The 16,021-nt window shown below is 57.6% G+C and carries 16 protein-coding genes; 6 read left to right on the top strand and 10 right to left on the bottom strand.

Annotated elements, in window-relative coordinates:
- Positions 1-11: 11 nt before the first annotated feature.
- Positions 12-284 (bottom strand): YcgL domain-containing protein, encoded by a 273-nt coding sequence (locus tag H7A77_RS00465; protein WP_033643340.1) that lies wholly within the window; start codon positions 282-284, stop codon positions 12-14.
- A gap of 136 nt (positions 285-420) precedes the next feature.
- Between H7A77_RS00465 and minC the strand changes: the two genes are divergently transcribed.
- The 3 genes from minC to minE are packed head-to-tail and all read left to right on the top strand — an operon-like array spanning position 421 to position 2,227.
- Positions 421-1,116: a septum site-determining protein MinC gene (gene minC / locus H7A77_RS00470; RefSeq protein WP_033650952.1), complete on the top strand. Its 696-nt coding sequence runs from the start codon at positions 421-423 to the stop codon at positions 1,114-1,116.
- A 25-nt stretch (positions 1,117-1,141) separates the two neighbouring features.
- Entirely contained in the window at positions 1,142-1,954 is an 813-nt protein-coding gene (gene minD, locus H7A77_RS00475) for a septum site-determining protein MinD (protein ID WP_004932300.1), read from the top strand.
- A 3-nt stretch (positions 1,955-1,957) separates the two neighbouring features.
- Complete coding sequence (minE, locus tag H7A77_RS00480; RefSeq protein ID WP_004932303.1) at positions 1,958-2,227, top strand: cell division topological specificity factor MinE; 270 nt, start codon at positions 1,958-1,960, stop codon at positions 2,225-2,227.
- Between the two features lie 237 nt (positions 2,228-2,464).
- On the opposite strand, the gene rnd is transcribed toward minE, so the two are convergent.
- The 5 genes from rnd to H7A77_RS00505 all read right to left on the bottom strand — a co-directional run bounded on the left by rnd (position 2,465) and on the right by H7A77_RS00505 (position 8,955).
- The gene (rnd, locus tag H7A77_RS00485) at positions 2,465-3,586 is read right to left on the bottom strand and encodes a ribonuclease D (RefSeq protein WP_046687239.1); all 1,122 of its coding nucleotides are present in this window, start codon (positions 3,584-3,586) and stop codon (positions 2,465-2,467) included.
- A gap of 81 nt (positions 3,587-3,667) precedes the next feature.
- Positions 3,668-5,356 (bottom strand): long-chain-fatty-acid--CoA ligase FadD, encoded by a 1,689-nt coding sequence (gene fadD, locus H7A77_RS00490; RefSeq protein WP_033643344.1) that lies wholly within the window; start codon positions 5,354-5,356, stop codon positions 3,668-3,670.
- A gap of 209 nt (positions 5,357-5,565) precedes the next feature.
- Positions 5,566-6,156, bottom strand: a complete 591-nt coding sequence (locus H7A77_RS00495; RefSeq protein WP_182073678.1) for a Slp family lipoprotein — start codon at positions 6,154-6,156, stop codon at positions 5,566-5,568.
- A gap of 101 nt (positions 6,157-6,257) precedes the next feature.
- Positions 6,258-6,959 carry a tRNA (adenosine(37)-N6)-threonylcarbamoyltransferase complex dimerization subunit type 1 TsaB gene (gene tsaB, locus H7A77_RS00500; protein ID WP_033643345.1) on the bottom strand — a complete coding sequence of 234 codons (702 nt, stop codon included), beginning with the start codon at positions 6,957-6,959 and terminating at the stop codon, positions 6,258-6,260.
- A gap of 79 nt (positions 6,960-7,038) precedes the next feature.
- Complete coding sequence (locus H7A77_RS00505) at positions 7,039-8,955, bottom strand: ATP-dependent DNA helicase (RefSeq protein ID WP_182073679.1); 1,917 nt, start codon at positions 8,953-8,955, stop codon at positions 7,039-7,041.
- Positions 8,956-9,088: 133 nt separating this feature from the next.
- On the opposite strand from H7A77_RS00505, the gene H7A77_RS00510 reads away from it, so the two are divergent.
- Entirely contained in the window at positions 9,089-9,433 is a 345-nt protein-coding gene (locus tag H7A77_RS00510) for a RidA family protein (RefSeq protein WP_004932322.1), read from the top strand.
- A gap of 61 nt (positions 9,434-9,494) precedes the next feature.
- On the opposite strand, the gene mdtI is transcribed toward H7A77_RS00510, so the two are convergent.
- The 4 genes from mdtI to zwf form a co-directional block, all read right to left on the bottom strand.
- Positions 9,495-9,824 (bottom strand): multidrug/spermidine efflux SMR transporter subunit MdtI, encoded by a 330-nt coding sequence (mdtI, locus tag H7A77_RS00515; protein ID WP_016927446.1) that lies wholly within the window; start codon positions 9,822-9,824, stop codon positions 9,495-9,497.
- The gene (gene mdtJ / locus H7A77_RS00520; RefSeq protein ID WP_004932327.1) at positions 9,811-10,179 is read right to left on the bottom strand and encodes a multidrug/spermidine efflux SMR transporter subunit MdtJ; all 369 of its coding nucleotides are present in this window, start codon (positions 10,177-10,179) and stop codon (positions 9,811-9,813) included. The genes mdtI and mdtJ overlap by 14 nt, the downstream gene beginning before the upstream one ends.
- 552 nt (positions 10,180-10,731) lie before the next feature.
- Positions 10,732-11,373 carry a bifunctional 4-hydroxy-2-oxoglutarate aldolase/2-dehydro-3-deoxy-phosphogluconate aldolase gene (locus H7A77_RS00525; RefSeq protein ID WP_182073680.1) on the bottom strand — a complete coding sequence of 214 codons (642 nt, stop codon included), beginning with the start codon at positions 11,371-11,373 and terminating at the stop codon, positions 10,732-10,734.
- Positions 11,374-11,528: 155 nt separating this feature from the next.
- Positions 11,529-13,004 carry a glucose-6-phosphate dehydrogenase gene (zwf, locus tag H7A77_RS00530; RefSeq protein ID WP_033643346.1) on the bottom strand — a complete coding sequence of 492 codons (1,476 nt, stop codon included), beginning with the start codon at positions 13,002-13,004 and terminating at the stop codon, positions 11,529-11,531.
- A 447-nt stretch (positions 13,005-13,451) separates the two neighbouring features.
- Between zwf and H7A77_RS00535 the strand changes: the two genes are divergently transcribed.
- Together H7A77_RS00535 and pyk are read left to right on the top strand one after the other, a co-directional pair.
- A complete protein-coding gene (locus tag H7A77_RS00535) occupies positions 13,452-14,324 on the top strand; it encodes a MurR/RpiR family transcriptional regulator (protein WP_033643347.1) in 873 nt (290 codons plus the stop codon).
- A 190-nt stretch (positions 14,325-14,514) separates the two neighbouring features.
- Positions 14,515-15,957, top strand: coding sequence for a pyruvate kinase (gene pyk, locus H7A77_RS00540; RefSeq protein ID WP_019452801.1), 1,443 nt, complete (start codon positions 14,515-14,517; stop codon positions 15,955-15,957).
- The last annotated feature ends 64 nt before the right edge of the window (positions 15,958-16,021 follow it).

Genomic DNA, 16,021 nt, shown 5'->3' on the forward strand with positions numbered 1-16,021 from the left:
TAGCGGCGGTCTCAGGCCTTGTCGCCCGCCAAATGCTGATTGAGCAGGTTTTCCACCGGCGGCGGGAACTGCAGGTAATAACCTTCGTCTTTCAGCGCCTGCTTCACCTTTTCGATATCTGCCGAGGCCAATTTCTTGCGTTCATCGAGTGAAAGCATCATGGCGAATTGCGGTACGCCGAAACTTTTCATCAGCGCTTCCGGCACACGAGAGAAATCGTCTTTTTTTTCGACATAAAGATAAGTTTGATCGCGTTTCGGGCTTCTATAGATCACACAAAGCATTTTTTTAACTCTATTTAATTGAGGGAGCGTCTTGCCTGGATATAACTCTGACTATAACATGCTTATAGTACATCGGAATATCGCACCCCGAGTGGTATTCCGGGGATTTAAAGTTGCTGAGACTGAGTCAGGATAGATGTCACAATCGCCAATTGAGCTAAAAGGCAGCAGTTTTACCCTATCGGTTGTTCATTTGCATAATTCGCAGCCCGAGGTAATACGCCAGGCGTTACAGGAAAAAGTTGAGCAAGCGCCCGCTTTTCTGAAAAACGCCCCTGTTGTTATCAACGTCGCAACGCTGGATGGCGATGCGAACTGGAAAGAACTTCAACAGGCTGTCGCGGCGGCAGGTCTGCGCGTTGTGGGTATCAGCGGTTGCAGAGATGAGCGTCAAAAGCGCGCGATAGCCCGTGCCGGGCTGCCGTTGCTGAGCGAAGGCAGAGGCCAGAAAATGGCGGCGCCGGAGCCTGCACCTGCGCCCGTGGTGGCGGACAACGCCCCCGCCAAAACGCGTATCATCAGCACCCCTGTCCGTTCCGGCCAACAGATTTACGCCCGCAACTGCGATCTTATCGTGACCAGCAGCGTCAGCGCCGGCGCCGAACTGATTGCCGACGGCAACATTCATGTCTACGGCATGATGCGCGGTCGCGCGCTGGCAGGCGCGTCAGGCGACACGCAATGTCAGATTTTTTGCACCCACCTGGCGGCTGAGCTAGTCTCTATCGCAGGGCAGTACTGGTTGAGCGACCAAATCCCGTCCGATTACGTCGGGCAGGCCGTACGACTCAGCCTGTTGGATAACGCTTTAACCATACAACCTTTAAATTAAGCCCTTTTGACAAGGAATCCATTTCATGGCACGCATTATTGTTGTTACATCGGGTAAAGGGGGCGTTGGCAAGACCACTTCGAGCGCGGCCATCGCTACCGGCCTGGCCCAGAAAGGCAAGAAAACCGTCGTGATCGATTTCGATATCGGCCTGCGTAATCTTGACCTGATCATGGGCTGCGAACGTCGGGTAGTTTATGATTTCGTGAACGTGATTCAGGGCGACGCCACGCTGAATCAGGCGTTGATCAAAGACAAACGCACTGAAAACCTCTATATCCTGCCGGCTTCGCAGACACGCGACAAAGACGCGTTAACCCGTGAAGGCGTTGAAAAAGTCCTCAACGATCTCGGCGAGATGGATTTTGACTTCGTGGTCTGCGACTCTCCGGCCGGTATCGAAACCGGTGCGCTGATGGCGCTGTATTTCGCCGACGAAGCTATCATCACCACCAACCCGGAAGTCTCTTCGGTGCGCGACTCCGACCGTATCCTGGGCATCCTTTCCTCCAAATCGCGCCGCGCCGAGAAAGGCGAATCGCCTATCAAGGAACACCTGCTGCTGACCCGTTACAACCCGGGCCGCGTCAGCCGTGGCGACATGCTGAGCATGGAAGACGTGCTGGAAATCCTGCGCATTCCACTGGTGGGTGTGATCCCGGAAGACCAGTCCGTACTGCGTGCTTCCAACCAGGGTGAGCCTGTCATTCTGGATGCCGAGTCAGACGCCGGTAAGGCGTATGACGATACCGTTTGCCGCTTGTTGGGGGAAGAACGCCCATTCCGCTTCATTGAAGAAGAGAAGAAGGGTTTCCTGAAACGCCTTTTTGGGGGATAAACCATGGCCTTATTAGACTTCTTTCTGTCCCGCAAAAAACAGACAGCCAATATAGCCAAGGAACGGCTGCAGATTATCGTCGCAGAGCGTCGTCGCGGGGACAGTGAGCCCCCGTATCTGCCTGATTTGAAACGCGATATTCTGGCGGTTATTTGCAAATACATTCAGATCGATCCTGAAATGCTGCATGTGCAGTTCGAGCAGAAAGGGGACGATATTTCGGTACTTGAACTTAACGTGACATTACCGGAATCGGAAGAAGCAGCTAAATGATTGCGACGCATTAATTACCCCCTGTATATTTTATGCAGGGGGTAACTGTATGTGCATCCAGTTATTAAGCATTATCGGCAGCAAAAAATCGATTTTTCCCTTTGGGACAATTCCCAATTAACTTTGCCGCCACCTCGTTTAAAGTAAATTCTGGCCAGATTTACCTTCAACGCATTATTTCCTGCCTATATTCACCCGAGCAGAGTTTCCCTACCCTGCCCTGGTGATAACCAGCGATTAATAATCTTTCAGGATGTCCTGCAACGGCGCCATTAATAAATCGCCGCGCCAGCCGCTGATTAATTCAGGGCGACTCTCGCCGTCCTTCAGTTTCCAATGCCAGTTCAACAATTGGTTAATTTGGCGACGGGATGCCAGCAGCTCGCTGCTCAACCCGCTTTGCTCGCTGACGGTGGCGATAGCGGCCTTGATGTCCTTAAACACCTTCTTGTAGCCCGGCTGATCGATAAGGTTAGCCAACGGCGCCGGCAACTCGGACTCCTCCAGCGCTTCGGCTTCGGCCACCAGCGCCAACAGCGTTTTGCCGTGATAACGGATCTCCGGCCCGCTCAGGCCCAGCGAATCCAGTTCTCCCAGCGAAGACGGCATAAAGCGCGCCACCTGCCACAGGTTCTCCTCGCGAACCACGAAGTTCACCGCCAGATCGCGCTCGCGCGCCTGGCGCAACCGCCATTCCGCCAACTTCTGCAGACACCCAAGCTGACGCGGGCGCAACTGCCAGGCATTGCTGATTTCGCGATAGGCCACTTCCGGCGCCAGCGCCTCGCTACGGCGTTGGCACAGCAGCAAGCACTCGTTATTGGCCGCAGCGGTCCAGCCGGCCTCTTCGGTCTCCTGCACCAGCTGTTTGGCCATCGGCAGCAGGTAGAACACGTCGGCGGCCGCATACACGCACTGTCTTTCAGTCAGCGGGCGCGCCAGCCAATCGGTGCGCGACTCGCTCTTGTCCAGTTCAACCTTCATGTACTCCGCCACCAGCGTCGCAAAGCCGCAGGAGAGCGGCCGGCCGGTAAAGGCCGCCAGGATCTGAGTGTCGATCATCGGCGTCGGCAGCGTTTTAAAGGCGTTGAGAAACACTTCAAGATCTTCACTGCCGGCATGCAGGAACTTCACCACGGCGGTGTCGGCCAGCAGCTCGACAAACGGTTGCCAGTGCTTGATCGGCAGAGGATCGATAAGGGAGAGTTGTTCACCGTCGTAAAGCTGGATCAGGCCCAGCTGCGGATAGTAGGTACGCGTTCTGACAAACTCGGTGTCCAGCGCAACCTGGGCATGCTTTCTCGCCTGCTCGCAGACCTGCTGCAATCCGGCATCGGTAGTGATCAACTGATAATTCAAAACATCATTCTCTTGTAGGATTCAAACACAACAACGCCGGCATTCACCGGCGTTGTTGATAGGCTGACGCGAGAGCAAAACCTAGGCGGCATCGGCCGGCTTAGGCGCTTTTTGCTCATCGCGCAATTCTCGCCGCAAAATCTTGCCGACGTTCGACTTCGGCAGCTCATCGCGGAACTCAACAATTTTAGGCACTTTATACCCGGTCAGGTGGCGTCGGCAATGGGTCAACAGCTCTTCCTTGGTCAGCGAGGCGTCTTTCTTCACCACGCAGATCTTCACAGTTTCGCCGGAGGCCTCGCTGGGCACGCCGATTGCCGCACATTCCAGCACTTTCGGGTGCTGGCTGACCACATCTTCAATCTCGTTCGGATACACGTTGAAACCCGAGACCAGGATCATGTCTTTCTTGCGGTCGACGATGCGCACAAATCCCTGATCGTCCACGGTCACCACATCACCGGTCGCCAGCCAGCCGTCTTTCAGCACTTCGTCGGTGGCATCCGGGCGCTGCCAATAGCCTAACATAACTTGCGGCCCTTTGACCCACAGTTCGCCCGGCTCGCCCGGCGGCACGTCATGGCCGTTGTCGTCCACCAACCGAATGTCCGTCGACGGCACCGGCAGACCGATGCTGCCGCTGTAGTGTTTAAGATCGTAAGGGTTGCCGGCCACCAGCGGCGCGCACTCCGTCAGGCCGTAACCTTCCAGCAGGTGTTTGCCGGTGGTTTTCTCCCACTTCTCGGCCACCGATTTTTGCACCGACATGCCGCCGCCGACCGAGAAACGCAGCGTAGAGAAATCGAGCTTGTGGAAGTCTTCGTTGTTCAGCAACGCATTGAACAGCGTATTTACCCCGCTCATGGCGGTGAACGGGTATTTGCCCAATTCTTTCACCAGGCCCGGAATGTCACGCGGGTTGGTGATCAGCAAATTGCGCCCGCCCAGATCGATAAACAGCAGGCAGTTCACCGTCAGCGCGAAAATGTGATACAGCGGCAGCGCCGTCACCACCAGCTCCTGCCCTTCACGGAACAGCGGCGAATAGGCGGCCTTGGCCTGCTCAAGGTTGGCCTGCATGTTGCGGTGCGTCAGCATCGCCCCCTTCGCCACCCCGGTGGTGCCGCCGGTGTATTGCAGGAAAGCCAGATCGGCATTAATGATGTCCGGTTTTACATATTGTAAACGGCGGCCGCGCTGCAGCGCGCTGCGGAAGGAAATGGCGTCCGGCAGATTGTATTTCGGCACCAGACGCTTAACGTATTTGACCACGAAGTTGACCAACGTGCCCTTGGCGGCCGACAGCTGATCGCCCATGCGCGTCAGGATCACGTGTTTGACCTGGGTGTTGAACACCACTTTTTCCAGCGTATGGGCAAAGTTGGAGACGATGACGATGGCGCTGGCGCCGCTGTCGTTCAACTGGTGCTCCAGCTCGCGCGGGGTATACAGCGGGTTGACGTTGACCACCACCATGCCGGCACGCAGAATGCCGAACAGGGCAATGGGGTATTGCAACAGGTTAGGCATCATCAGCGCGACGCGGTCGCCCTTCTTCAGGCCCAGCTCATTTTGCAGGTAAGCCGCGAAAGCCCGGCTGCGTTCTTCCAGTTTGCGGAAGGTCATCACCTCGCCCATATTGATAAAGGCGGGCTGATCGGCATAGCGCTGCACGGCATGCTCAAACATTTCGATCAACGACGAATAGCGATCGGCATCAATCTCTGCGGGCACATCTGCCGGATACCGTTTTAACCAGACCTTATCCAAGGTATTACTCCTGAAATCATTACTAATTATCATCGCAGCCCTCAAACTCGCAGCCTAACCATAACAATATTTTAACTCAGCAGACCAGTTCGGGTTTTAAACATTACTCAGGTTGCGATGTACGTCACTAATTGTCGGATATTCCTTATCCCAAAAAACAAAAGGGCGGCCTGAGCCGCCCTGTCAAATTTGTTCACATCAAGCGTATGTTACTCGGTTACGATGGTTTGCACCTGTGCCGGGCCGGGGTTGTACCAGCCATAGCCGGCGCCCCAGCCGGATCCCCACGGGCCACCGCGCCAGCCCCAAGGGCCCATCGGCGCAGGCGGCATCACCACCTGTTGCACCAGATGCCAGCGCTTGAAACCGGTCACGTTCATCGTTACGAAGCGATATGGCGTCATGCCGATCCGTCCCTCTTTCAGGCCGGTGATAGGGCCGACGACGGTCACCAGTTGGCCTTTGAAATCGACCGGTTCGAGGAAGCCGTTCACCGTGGCCAGCAAGCGGCCGTTCGACGGTTCACCCAGTATCGGCCGCGCACCGCTGTCGAGCGGCACCGCCGCGATCTCCAGCAGCGTGCGCCCTTGTTCGTTGGCGACGTTCACCACGGTGCCGCCGAAGCGGGCTTCCGCGCCGGTAAACAGGTTCGGTGCATTTTGTACCGAGGAAAGCTGAGTCACCGGCGAAGGGCTGGAGCCTTTGATCGCATCCGGTACGGTGACGCACCCGGTCAGAACCAGCGCGCCGCAGGCGACGGCCAGCAGCGACAGCTTTTTACTTGCAGTGCGGATTAACATGGTCGCAATCTCCTGAAATGCCTGTAACTTTGACCGCGTTTCAGCGTTCAAGTTGCAGGCCTTCATCGCCCGGCATCAACATCAGCACAATAACGCCGCGATTACTCGCGGCCCGGCAGTTTTTTCCAGGTCACTTCATTGCGCAGGTAGGTCGGCTCGGCGTTTTCCACCGCCACCGCCAGCCCCTGTTGCCAGGCGTGCAGCGCCAGCGGCAGCATGTCTTCCGCCTGCGGCAACAGCATCTGGCCGTCGCGCACGCTCAGCGTGGAACCGTTGACCAGATCGGGGTAGGTTTGCCAGCCGGTGCCGACGTGGGCCCATTCGCCCTGCAGGCGCTGTGCACGCTCGAGCGCCTGCGCCGGCGACAGCACCGCCTCGCCTTCGCTTTCCAACCAGCGGCCGTCGGCCTGACGTTCGAACTGCCCCCAGTAGACCTCGCCCATACGCGCATCGATCGCCGCCAGCACACGCTCCGCGCCGCTGACGCGCCAGGCGCCCTGCGCCATGGTTTGCAGCGTAGAAACGCCGATCATCGGCAGATCGGCGCCCAGCGCCAGGCCCTGAGCGATGCCGATGCCGATGCGCACCCCGGTAAAACTGCCGGGGCCGCGGCCGAAGGCCAGCGCATCGAGCTGGTTGAGCGCCAGGCCGGATTCCGCCAGCACCTGCTGCACCATAGGTAAAATACGTTGCGTATGCTCGCGTGGGCACAGCTCAAACAGGGCGTGGATTTCGCCTTGATTCCAGACGGCGACGGAACAGGCTTCCGTCGCGGTATCGATCGCTAAAATTCGCGTGGACATGCCAACCTCTGGCGGGAATAAAACTGGGTTTTTCATACAGGGCGCGCATTGTAGCACAGCCCCGTAAGCCCTTCATCTTTCACGTGGCCGACGTATCAGCGGCCTGCAAGAAGGCGATCGCCTGCTTCAGATCGCGGGTACGCGGCGTAGGCGGCAGGCTATTGAGGAACACCTCGCCATAAGGGCGCATCACCAGACGGTTATCGCAGATCACCAGCACGCCGCGATCGTCGGTATCGCGGATCAAACGGCCCACCCCCTGTTTCAGGGTGATGACCGCATCCGGCAACTGCACCTCATTGAACGGATCGCCGCCGCGCAGGCGACAATCTTCAATGCGCGCCTTCAGCAGCGGATCGTCCGGTGAGGTAAACGGCAGCTTATCGATGATCACGCACGACAGCGCATCGCCACGCACGTCCACCCCTTCCCAGAAGCTGCTGGTCGCCACCAACAGCGCGTTACCGGCGGCGACGAACTGCGCCAGCAGTTGCCCTTTGCTGGTTTCCCCTTGCAATAAGACCGGCAGCGTCATCGTGGCGCGGAACTCTTCCGCCAGCTCGCGCATCATCTGGTGCGATGTGCACAAGAAGAAGCAGCGGCCGTTGTTGGCTTCGATTAATGGGCGCAGCATGCGCGCCAGCTGGCGCGCCCCGCCGGGCTGATTCGGCGAAGGCAAAAAGCGCGGCACGCACAGCAACGCCTGTTTGGCATAGTCGAACGGGCTCGGCAACAGCAGCGTTTTGGCCTTGGTCAGCCCCAGCCGTTCGGTGAAGTGACCCAACTGATCGTTGACCGACAGCGTGGCCGAGGTAAAGATCCAGCTGCCCGGCTTCTCGTCCAGCATTTCGCGGAAACGATCGGCCACCGTCAGCGGCGTCAACGCCAACACGAAGTGGCGCGAATTGCACTCATACCAATAGCTGTAGCCCGGTTCCGTCACCGCCTTGAGGCGTTTGAGACGCGCGCGGTACAGCGTGGCGCGCTCAAAGGCGGCGTCCAGCAGCGCCGAACGCCCCAGCGACAGTTTCATGACGTCATAACACAGCTCCAGCGCGTCATCGAGCAGCAACAAAGCGCGCTGCACGTTCGGTTCGCCGAGCACATCCCGCAGGTTGCCGCGAAAACCCGGCTCCCCCAGATTCAGACGGAAATCTTGCGTGCTCAGGCTGAGACGGTCGGCGCTTTTTTGCAGTTGGGCGGCATCGCGCACCTCGGTGCGGTAGGCGATGGTGATGTCCTTCGCCAGATCCAGCAGTTGGCGGCTGGTGAGCTGCTGGCCGAAATACTGGCTGGCGATGTCGGGAATTTGGTGCGCCTCATCGAAAATCATCACCTCGGCTTCCGGGATCAGCTCGGCGAAGCCGCCCTCTTTCACCACCATATCCGCCAGGAACAGGTGATGGTTCACCACCACCACATCAGCATCCATCGCGCGGCGGCGCGCTTTGACCACGAAGCAATCCTGATACAGCGGGCAGTCGCTGCCGAGACAGTTGTCATTGGTGCTGGTCACCAATGGCCAGACGAAGCTGTCTTCCGCCACTTCGCTGCAGGTGCTGATATCACCCTCTTTGGTCTGCGACGACCATTTGCGCAGTTGCACCAGATCGATCAACGTCTGCCCCGCCAGCTCCCCGCCGGCCATCGACTGTTGCTCAAGACGCTCCAGACACAGGTAGTTGGAGCGCCCCTTCAGCAGCGCCAGCTTGCCTTTGTACTTCAGCGCCTTGGCGACGGTGGGCAGATCGCGCGCATACAGCTGATCCTGCAGCGCTTTCGAACCGGTGGAGACGATCACTTTGCGATCGGCACGCAGCGCCGGCGCCAGATAAGCGAAGGTTTTGCCGGTGCCGGTGCCGGCTTCCACCACCAGTTCCTGCTTGAAATTGATCGCTTCGGTAACGGCTTGCGCCATCTGCCGCTGCGGCTCACGCGGTTTGAATCCCTTGATAGCCTGCGCCAATGCGCCGTCTGTTGCAAAATCGTCTGTCACGCTGTCTCTCTGCCGGTGTCATTCAGCGGTGATTATGCCAAGCCTGCCGCCCGGCTACCACCCACTTTATCGCCGCGCTTTTTCATCACCGGCTGTGCTACCCTTAGCGGGACTATGATATGGAGATAAGCAAATGAATATCGAAAGAATTGATCCCGATCAGCGCTGGTCCGAAGCCGTGGTGCACAACGAGACCGTTTACTACACCAGCGTGCCGGAGAATCTGGACGATGACGCGACCGCGCAGACCGCCAACGCTCTTGCCGCCATCGACGTGCTGCTGGAACGCGTAGGGTCGGACAAAAGCCGTATTCTGGATGCCACCATCTTCCTGGCCAATACCGCCGACTTCGCCGCGATGAACGCCGCCTGGGACGCCTGGGTCGTCGCCGGCAGCGCGCCGGTGCGCTGCACCGTGCAGGCTCAGCTGATGAATCCGAAGTACAAGGTGGAAATCAAAATCATCGCCGCGCTGTAAGCCACGCGCAGACGAAAAAAAACCGCAGACGGCAACGCCTGCGGTTTTTTATTGCCCGCTATCAGGACAGTTTGAGGATCACCATCCCCGTCAACAGCAGCGCCAGGCCAATCCAGCCTTTGGCGTTCAACCGCTGGCCGAACATGATCCAGCCTGCGGCGATGGTGGCGGCGATGCCGAAACCGCCCCACAACGCGTAAGCGATTGACAGATCGATGCCCTTTACCGCCTGCGCCAGGGCGCTGAACGCACCGAGTACCGACAGCAGCGACAGCAATCCCAGCCAAATTTTACGGAAACCGTCCGACATCTTCAGGAAGATGTTGGCGATGATTTCCAGCACGATGGCCAATCCCAGGAACCCAATGTGGTACAACTCAAACTGTTGCATGGTTGTCACCTCGCGGGCTGACCTGTTTTCGCTCTTTGCGGGTACCGGATTTCACCAGCATGATACCGGCGATCAGCGTAGCCAGACCCAGTACCTTCAGCGCCGAAATGGGCTCGTCGAACCACAGCACGCTGAACAGGGTAATGAACAGAATGCCGATACCTTCCCACAGCGCATAAGCCACGCCCAACGCCACGCGTTTTACCGCTACTGACAGCAACACATAAGACGCGGTGATCATCACGTACATCACGATATGCCCGATCATGCCGCCATTGACGCTGGCGTATTTCATCGACAAGGTGCCGATGATTTCGGTCATGATGGCCAAACCTAAAAAGATCCAATAAATCATAATTTTTCTCCCAAACGGCGAATAACGCGCGCCAAGGCATATTTATCCCGATTTATCTCGTCGAACGGCCGCAGTACGGCGCGCAAGACGCAGAGATCCCTGGGGATAAACTGACCCAAACGCAAAAAGAATGTTTGCCCGGCTGAACGGTAGAGCGAAGGCGTAAGCCCGCTACCAGCACCGGTTAAGGGAGAAAGACGCTATAGCTCGCTGCACCAGTGATGCTCACTGGCAAGGATCGCAGACAGGAAGAGTTGGCACGTAGAGGTTCTGAGGGTAGTTCCGTTAATAGTCATCATAATAGTTCTCTATTATCAGCCGCACACCGTGCGATTTGCCCAATATCCTCATAAAAGTAAAATTTTCAACTGAGATATTTTTACCACAGCCCAAATAAGAAAGCAAACTGCCGTTTTCATAAAAAAGCAGAAAAAAACGGGTTAAAAATAAGAAAGTTAATCGCGATAAAAATTAAAAAAGGCCCAACGGAGCGTTGAGCCTTGCGATATCCGCGGGTGAGCAAATAAGCGCCAACCCCAGGCCTGGCGCGGGTTACAACTCGGCGCCGTTGACGGCGCTGCGCGCCAGTTCAGTGATGCGCGCGTAGTCGCCGCTTTCGAGCGCATCGGCCGGCACCAGCCAGGAGCCGCCGATGCACAGCACGCTTTTTAGCGCCAGATAATCGCGGTAATTGTTCGGCGTAATGCCGCCGGTCGGGCAAAAGCGCACCTGCGGGAACGGGCCACCGATCGCCTGCAGCGCCTTCACGCCGCCGTTGGCTTCCGCCGGGAAGAATTTGAATTCGCGCAGGCCGTAATCCATGCCCAGCATCAGTTCAGATACGGTGCTGATGCCCGGGATCAACGGGATTGACCCCGCCGTCGCCGCCTGCAGCAAAGCGTCGGTCAGCCCCGGGCTGATGGCGAACTGCGCCCCGGCCTCGGTCACCTCCCGCAGCTGCTGTGGATTGATCACCGTACCGGCGCCGATGATCGCCTCCGGCACCTCTTTGGCGATAGCGCGGATAGCCTCCAGCGCACAGGCGGTGCGCAGCGTCACCTCCAGTACCCGCACGCCGCCGGCAACCAACGCTTTCGCCAGCGGCACCGCCTGTTCCAGCGTGTTGATCACGATAACAGGCACCACCGGCCCCGCCGTCAGGATCTGTTCAGCGCTGGTTTTCCAGTTTTTCATCATTCTTTCTCCATTACTCGCGGTTAACAATGGCACGCCCCTGCCACAGGGCTCCGCGCAAACGCGCGAACGTCCGGCCGTACCGTAAGTGATGTGGCCCACGCGCAGATCGCAGGCAAAAAAAAAGCCGGCAAACGGGCTGCCGGCATTGCGCATTACTCGAACTCGTTCCAGGAACGGCCGTCGCGGGTGATCATCGCCACCGAGGCCACCGGCCCCCAGGTGCCCGCCTGATAAGGCTTAGGCGCTTCGTTGTCGGCTTTCCACGCGTCCATGATGGAGTCGACCCATTTCCAGGCCTCTTCCACTTCGTCACGGCGAACGAACAGCGCCTGAATGCCGCGCATGGTCTCCAGCAGCAGGCGCTCGTAGGCGTCCGCCACGTGCTCCTGGTTGAAGGTTTCCGAGAAACTCAGATCCAGCTTGGTAGTCTGCAGGCGGTGCTTGTGATCCAGCCCCGGCACCTTGTTCAACACCTGAATTTCGATGCCTTCGTCCGGTTGCAAACGAATGGTCAGCTTGTTTTGCGGCAGCTGCTGATAAGAATCGCTGAACAGGTTAAGCGGCGGATTCTTGAAGTACACCACCACTTCCGAGCATTTGGTCGGCAGACGTTTACCGGTACGCAGATAGAACGGCACCCCGGCCCACTGCCAGTTGTCGATGTCCACGCGGATGGAAACGAAGGTCTCGGTGCTGCTGCTCTTGTTCGCCCCTTCTTCTTCCAGATACCCCGGCACTTTCTTACCCTGAACGAAACCGGCGGTGTACTGACCGCGCACGGTGGTTTCCCGTACATTGGTCTGATCGATGCGGCGCAGCGAACGCAGCACCTTCACCTTCTCGTCGCGGATGCGGTCGGTGGTCAGATCCGCCGGCGGCGACATGGCGATCATGGTCAGGATCTGCAGCAGGTGGTTCTGGATCATGTCGCGCATCTGGCCGGCCTGATCGAAGTAGCCCCAGCGCCCTTCGATGCCCACCTCTTCCGCCACGGTGATCTGCACCGAATCGATGGTGCGGTTGTCCCAGTTGGACGCGAACAGCGAGTTGGCGAAACGCAGCGCCAACAGGTTCAACACCGTCTCTTTGCCGAGGTAGTGGTCGATGCGGTAGACCTGGGACTCGTTGAAGAACTCCGCCACCTGATCGTTGATCACGCGGGAGGACGCCAGATCGGTGCCCAACGGTTTCTCCATCACCACGCGCGCCGGCTCATGGTTCAGCTTGGCTTCGCCCAACCCTTTGCAGATGGCGCCGAAGGTGCTTGGCGGCATGGCGAAGTAGTTGATGGTGGTGCGATGCTTCTGATCCAGCATTTTACCGAGTTTGGTAAAGTTCTTGCTGTCGTTGACGTCCAGATTGCAGAAGTCCAGGCGCGCGCTCAGCGTGGCCCAGAGTTCGTCATCCAGCTTTTCCTTCATGAAGGTGCCAAGCGCTTCCTTGACCACTTCGGTATAGGCTTTTTTATCCCACTCCGCGCGGCCGACGCCGATGATCCGCGTATCCGGGTGGATGTGTCCGGCTTTCTCTAACTGGTACAGGGAAGGCAGCAGCTTACGGCGCGCCAAATCACCTTTCGCGCCGAAAATAACCAGGTCACACGCCTGGGCTGTAGAGGTTACCGCCATGTTCATCTCCTCGTTGCAGGATATTTGTAATTTTCTTACATTACTAATGTACTCTGTTTGACTACGGCCAGCAAACCCGGCGCAGAAGCAGAAAAAAGACGTTAAGATCTCAGTGGTAGCGCCACTGCGCGCCGGCGCCCTCACAGGCGGGCAAAACTGTAATTTTTCGTCTTTTTTGACGCTCTGTTACCATTATGAAAGTTAGACACAGGTCATATTCTGGTGAAAAAAGCCTGCATACGCCCTGTCGAGACTGCCAACGGTTACCAGCACGTAGTATATTTTCACTAAACTGGCATTGATTTCTCCTTTGTTTGCAATCGACATACCCTATCGATTTCAGGTTACAGCCGCTCGTTTGGCGTCTGCTTGCACGGCGAACACGGGCGAAATTCGGCGCTGTTGCTTGAAAGCCACAGGGATAAAACCATGAGTGACTCTCGTTATATGAATACGCTGGACAAAATCCAGAGCCATCTGGAGCTCCTGAGCAAATCTGAAAGGAAAGTCGCCGAGGTGATCCTGGCCTCCCCGCAGACCGCCATTCACTCCAGCATCGCCACGCTGGCGCGCATGGCCGACGTCAGCGAACCCACCGTCAACCGTTTTTGCCGTCGCCTTGATACCAAAGGCTTTCCCGACTTCAAACTGCATCTCGCCCAAAGCCTGGCTAACGGCACGCCCTACGTGAACCGCAACGTCGAGGAGGATGACAGCGTCGATTCCTACACCAGCAAGATCTTCGAATCGGTGATGGCCAGCCTGGATACAGTAAAGGCAAATTTGGATATTGCCGCAATCAATCGTGCGGTTGACCTGCTCACCCAGGCAAAAAAGATCTCTTTCTTCGGTCTGGGCGCCTCCGCCGCCGTGGCCCACGACGCGATGAACAAATTTTTCCGCTTCAATATTCCGGTGGTCTACTTCGATGACATCGTCATGCAGCGCATGAGCTGCATGAACTCCGGCGAGGGCGACGTGGTGGTGTTGATCTCTCACACCGGCCGCACCAAGAACCTGGTGGAAATGGCCCACCTGGCGCGAGAAAACGACGCCACGGTACTGGCTATCACCTCGCGCGACACCCCGCTCGCCCAGGCGGCGACCCTCGCGTTGCTGCTCGACGTGCCTGAAGACACCGACGTTTACATGCCGATGGTGTCGCGGATCGCGCAATTAACGCTCATTGACGTGCTCGCCACCGGATTTACCTTGCGCAGAGGGGCTAAATTCAGAGATAACTTGAAGCGGGTCAAAGAAGCGCTCAAAGAATCGCGCTTTGATAAAGGCGTAGTCATTCCCAACAGTTTTGACTCGTAACCCGACGAAGAAAAAAGTCGCCGTTCAACAGACATTTGAATGGCGACATCAGAGGCTGTACCCTGTTAATACGCTCATGCGGGTAACCCGGGTGAAATATCAGTGTTGTAAAATTACATTTCACGCCTGGTTTCGTTATCCGACGTTATCGCAACACCAATATTTGCTTCACCAGTCAACGGAGTAATACATGTCCAGACGGCTCAGAAGAACCAAAATCGTTACCACCCTGGGTCCGGCTACAGACCGCGACAATAATCTGGAAAAGATCATTGCCGCCGGCGCCAACGTAGTTCGGCTTAACTTCTCCCACGGCAGCCCGGAAGATCACCAGGCTCGCGCAGACAAAGTTCGCGAAATCGCTGCCAAACTGGGACGTCACGTCGCTATCCTCGGCGATCTGCAAGGGCCGAAAATCCGCGTTTCCACCTTCAAGGAAGGCAAAATCTTCCTCAACGTGGGCGATAAATTCCTGCTGGACGCCAACCTGTCAAAAGGCGAAGGCGATAAAGAAAAAGTCGGTATCGACTATAAAGGCCTGCCTGCCGACGTCGTGCCGGGCGACGTCTTGCTGCTCGACGACGGCCGCGTTCAGCTGAAAGTGCTCGAAGTTCAGGGCATGAAAGTATTTACCGAAGTCACCGTTGGCGGCCCGTTGTCCAATAACAAGGGCATCAACAAACTCGGCGGCGGCCTGTCGGCCGAAGCGCTGACCGAAAAAGACAAGGCGGACATCGTCACCGCCGCCAAGATCGGCGTCGACTACCTGGCGGTCTCCTTCCCGCGCACCGGTGAAGACCTGAACTATGCTCGCCGCCTGGCGCGCGACGCAGGCTGCAACGCCAAGATCGTGTCCAAGGTTGAGCGCGCCGAAGCGGTCTGCAGCGACGAAGCGATGGACGACATCATTCTGGCCTCCGACGTGGTGATGGTCGCCCGTGGCGATCTGGGCGTCGAAATCGGCGATCCGGAACTGGTCGGGATCCAGAAGAAACTGATCCGCCGCGCCCGTACTCTGAACCGCGCGGTGATCACCGCGACTCAGATGATGGAGTCGATGATCACCAACCCGATGCCGACCCGCGCCGAAGTCATGGACGTGGCCAACGCCGTGCTGGACGGGACCGACGCCGTCATGCTGTCGGCGGAAACCGCTGCCGGCCAATACCCGGCGGAAACCGTGGCGGCGATGGCGCGCGTTTGTCTGGGCGCCGAGAAGATCCCGAGCATCAACGTTTCCAAACACCGTCTGGACGTGCAGTTCGACAATATCGAAGAGGCGATCGCCATGTCTTCGATGTATGCGGCCAACCACCTGAAAGGCGTCACCGCGCTGATCGCCATGACCGAGTCCGGCCGCACCGCGCTGATGATGTCACGCATCAGCTCCGGCCTGCCGATCTTCGCCATGTCGCGGCATGAGCACACGCTTAACCTGACCGCGCTGTATCGCGGCGTGACACCGGTGTATTTCGACAGCCACAAAGACGGCGTCATCGCCGCCAACGAAGCCGTCAATCGCCTGCGCGACAAAGGCTTCCTGGTCTCCGGCGATCTGGTGATCGTCACCCAGGGCGACGTGATGGAAACCGTCGGCACCACCAATACCAGCCGTATCCTGCGCGTCGAGTAATTCACGCCGCAGACGAAATGCCGGCCGGCTCACCTAGGCCGGCATTTTTTTTGCTCTAACACTG

Source organism: Serratia sp. ME47, assembly GCF_903970925.1.
Classification (GTDB): Bacteria; Pseudomonadota; Gammaproteobacteria; order Enterobacterales; family Enterobacteriaceae; genus Serratia; species Serratia ureilytica.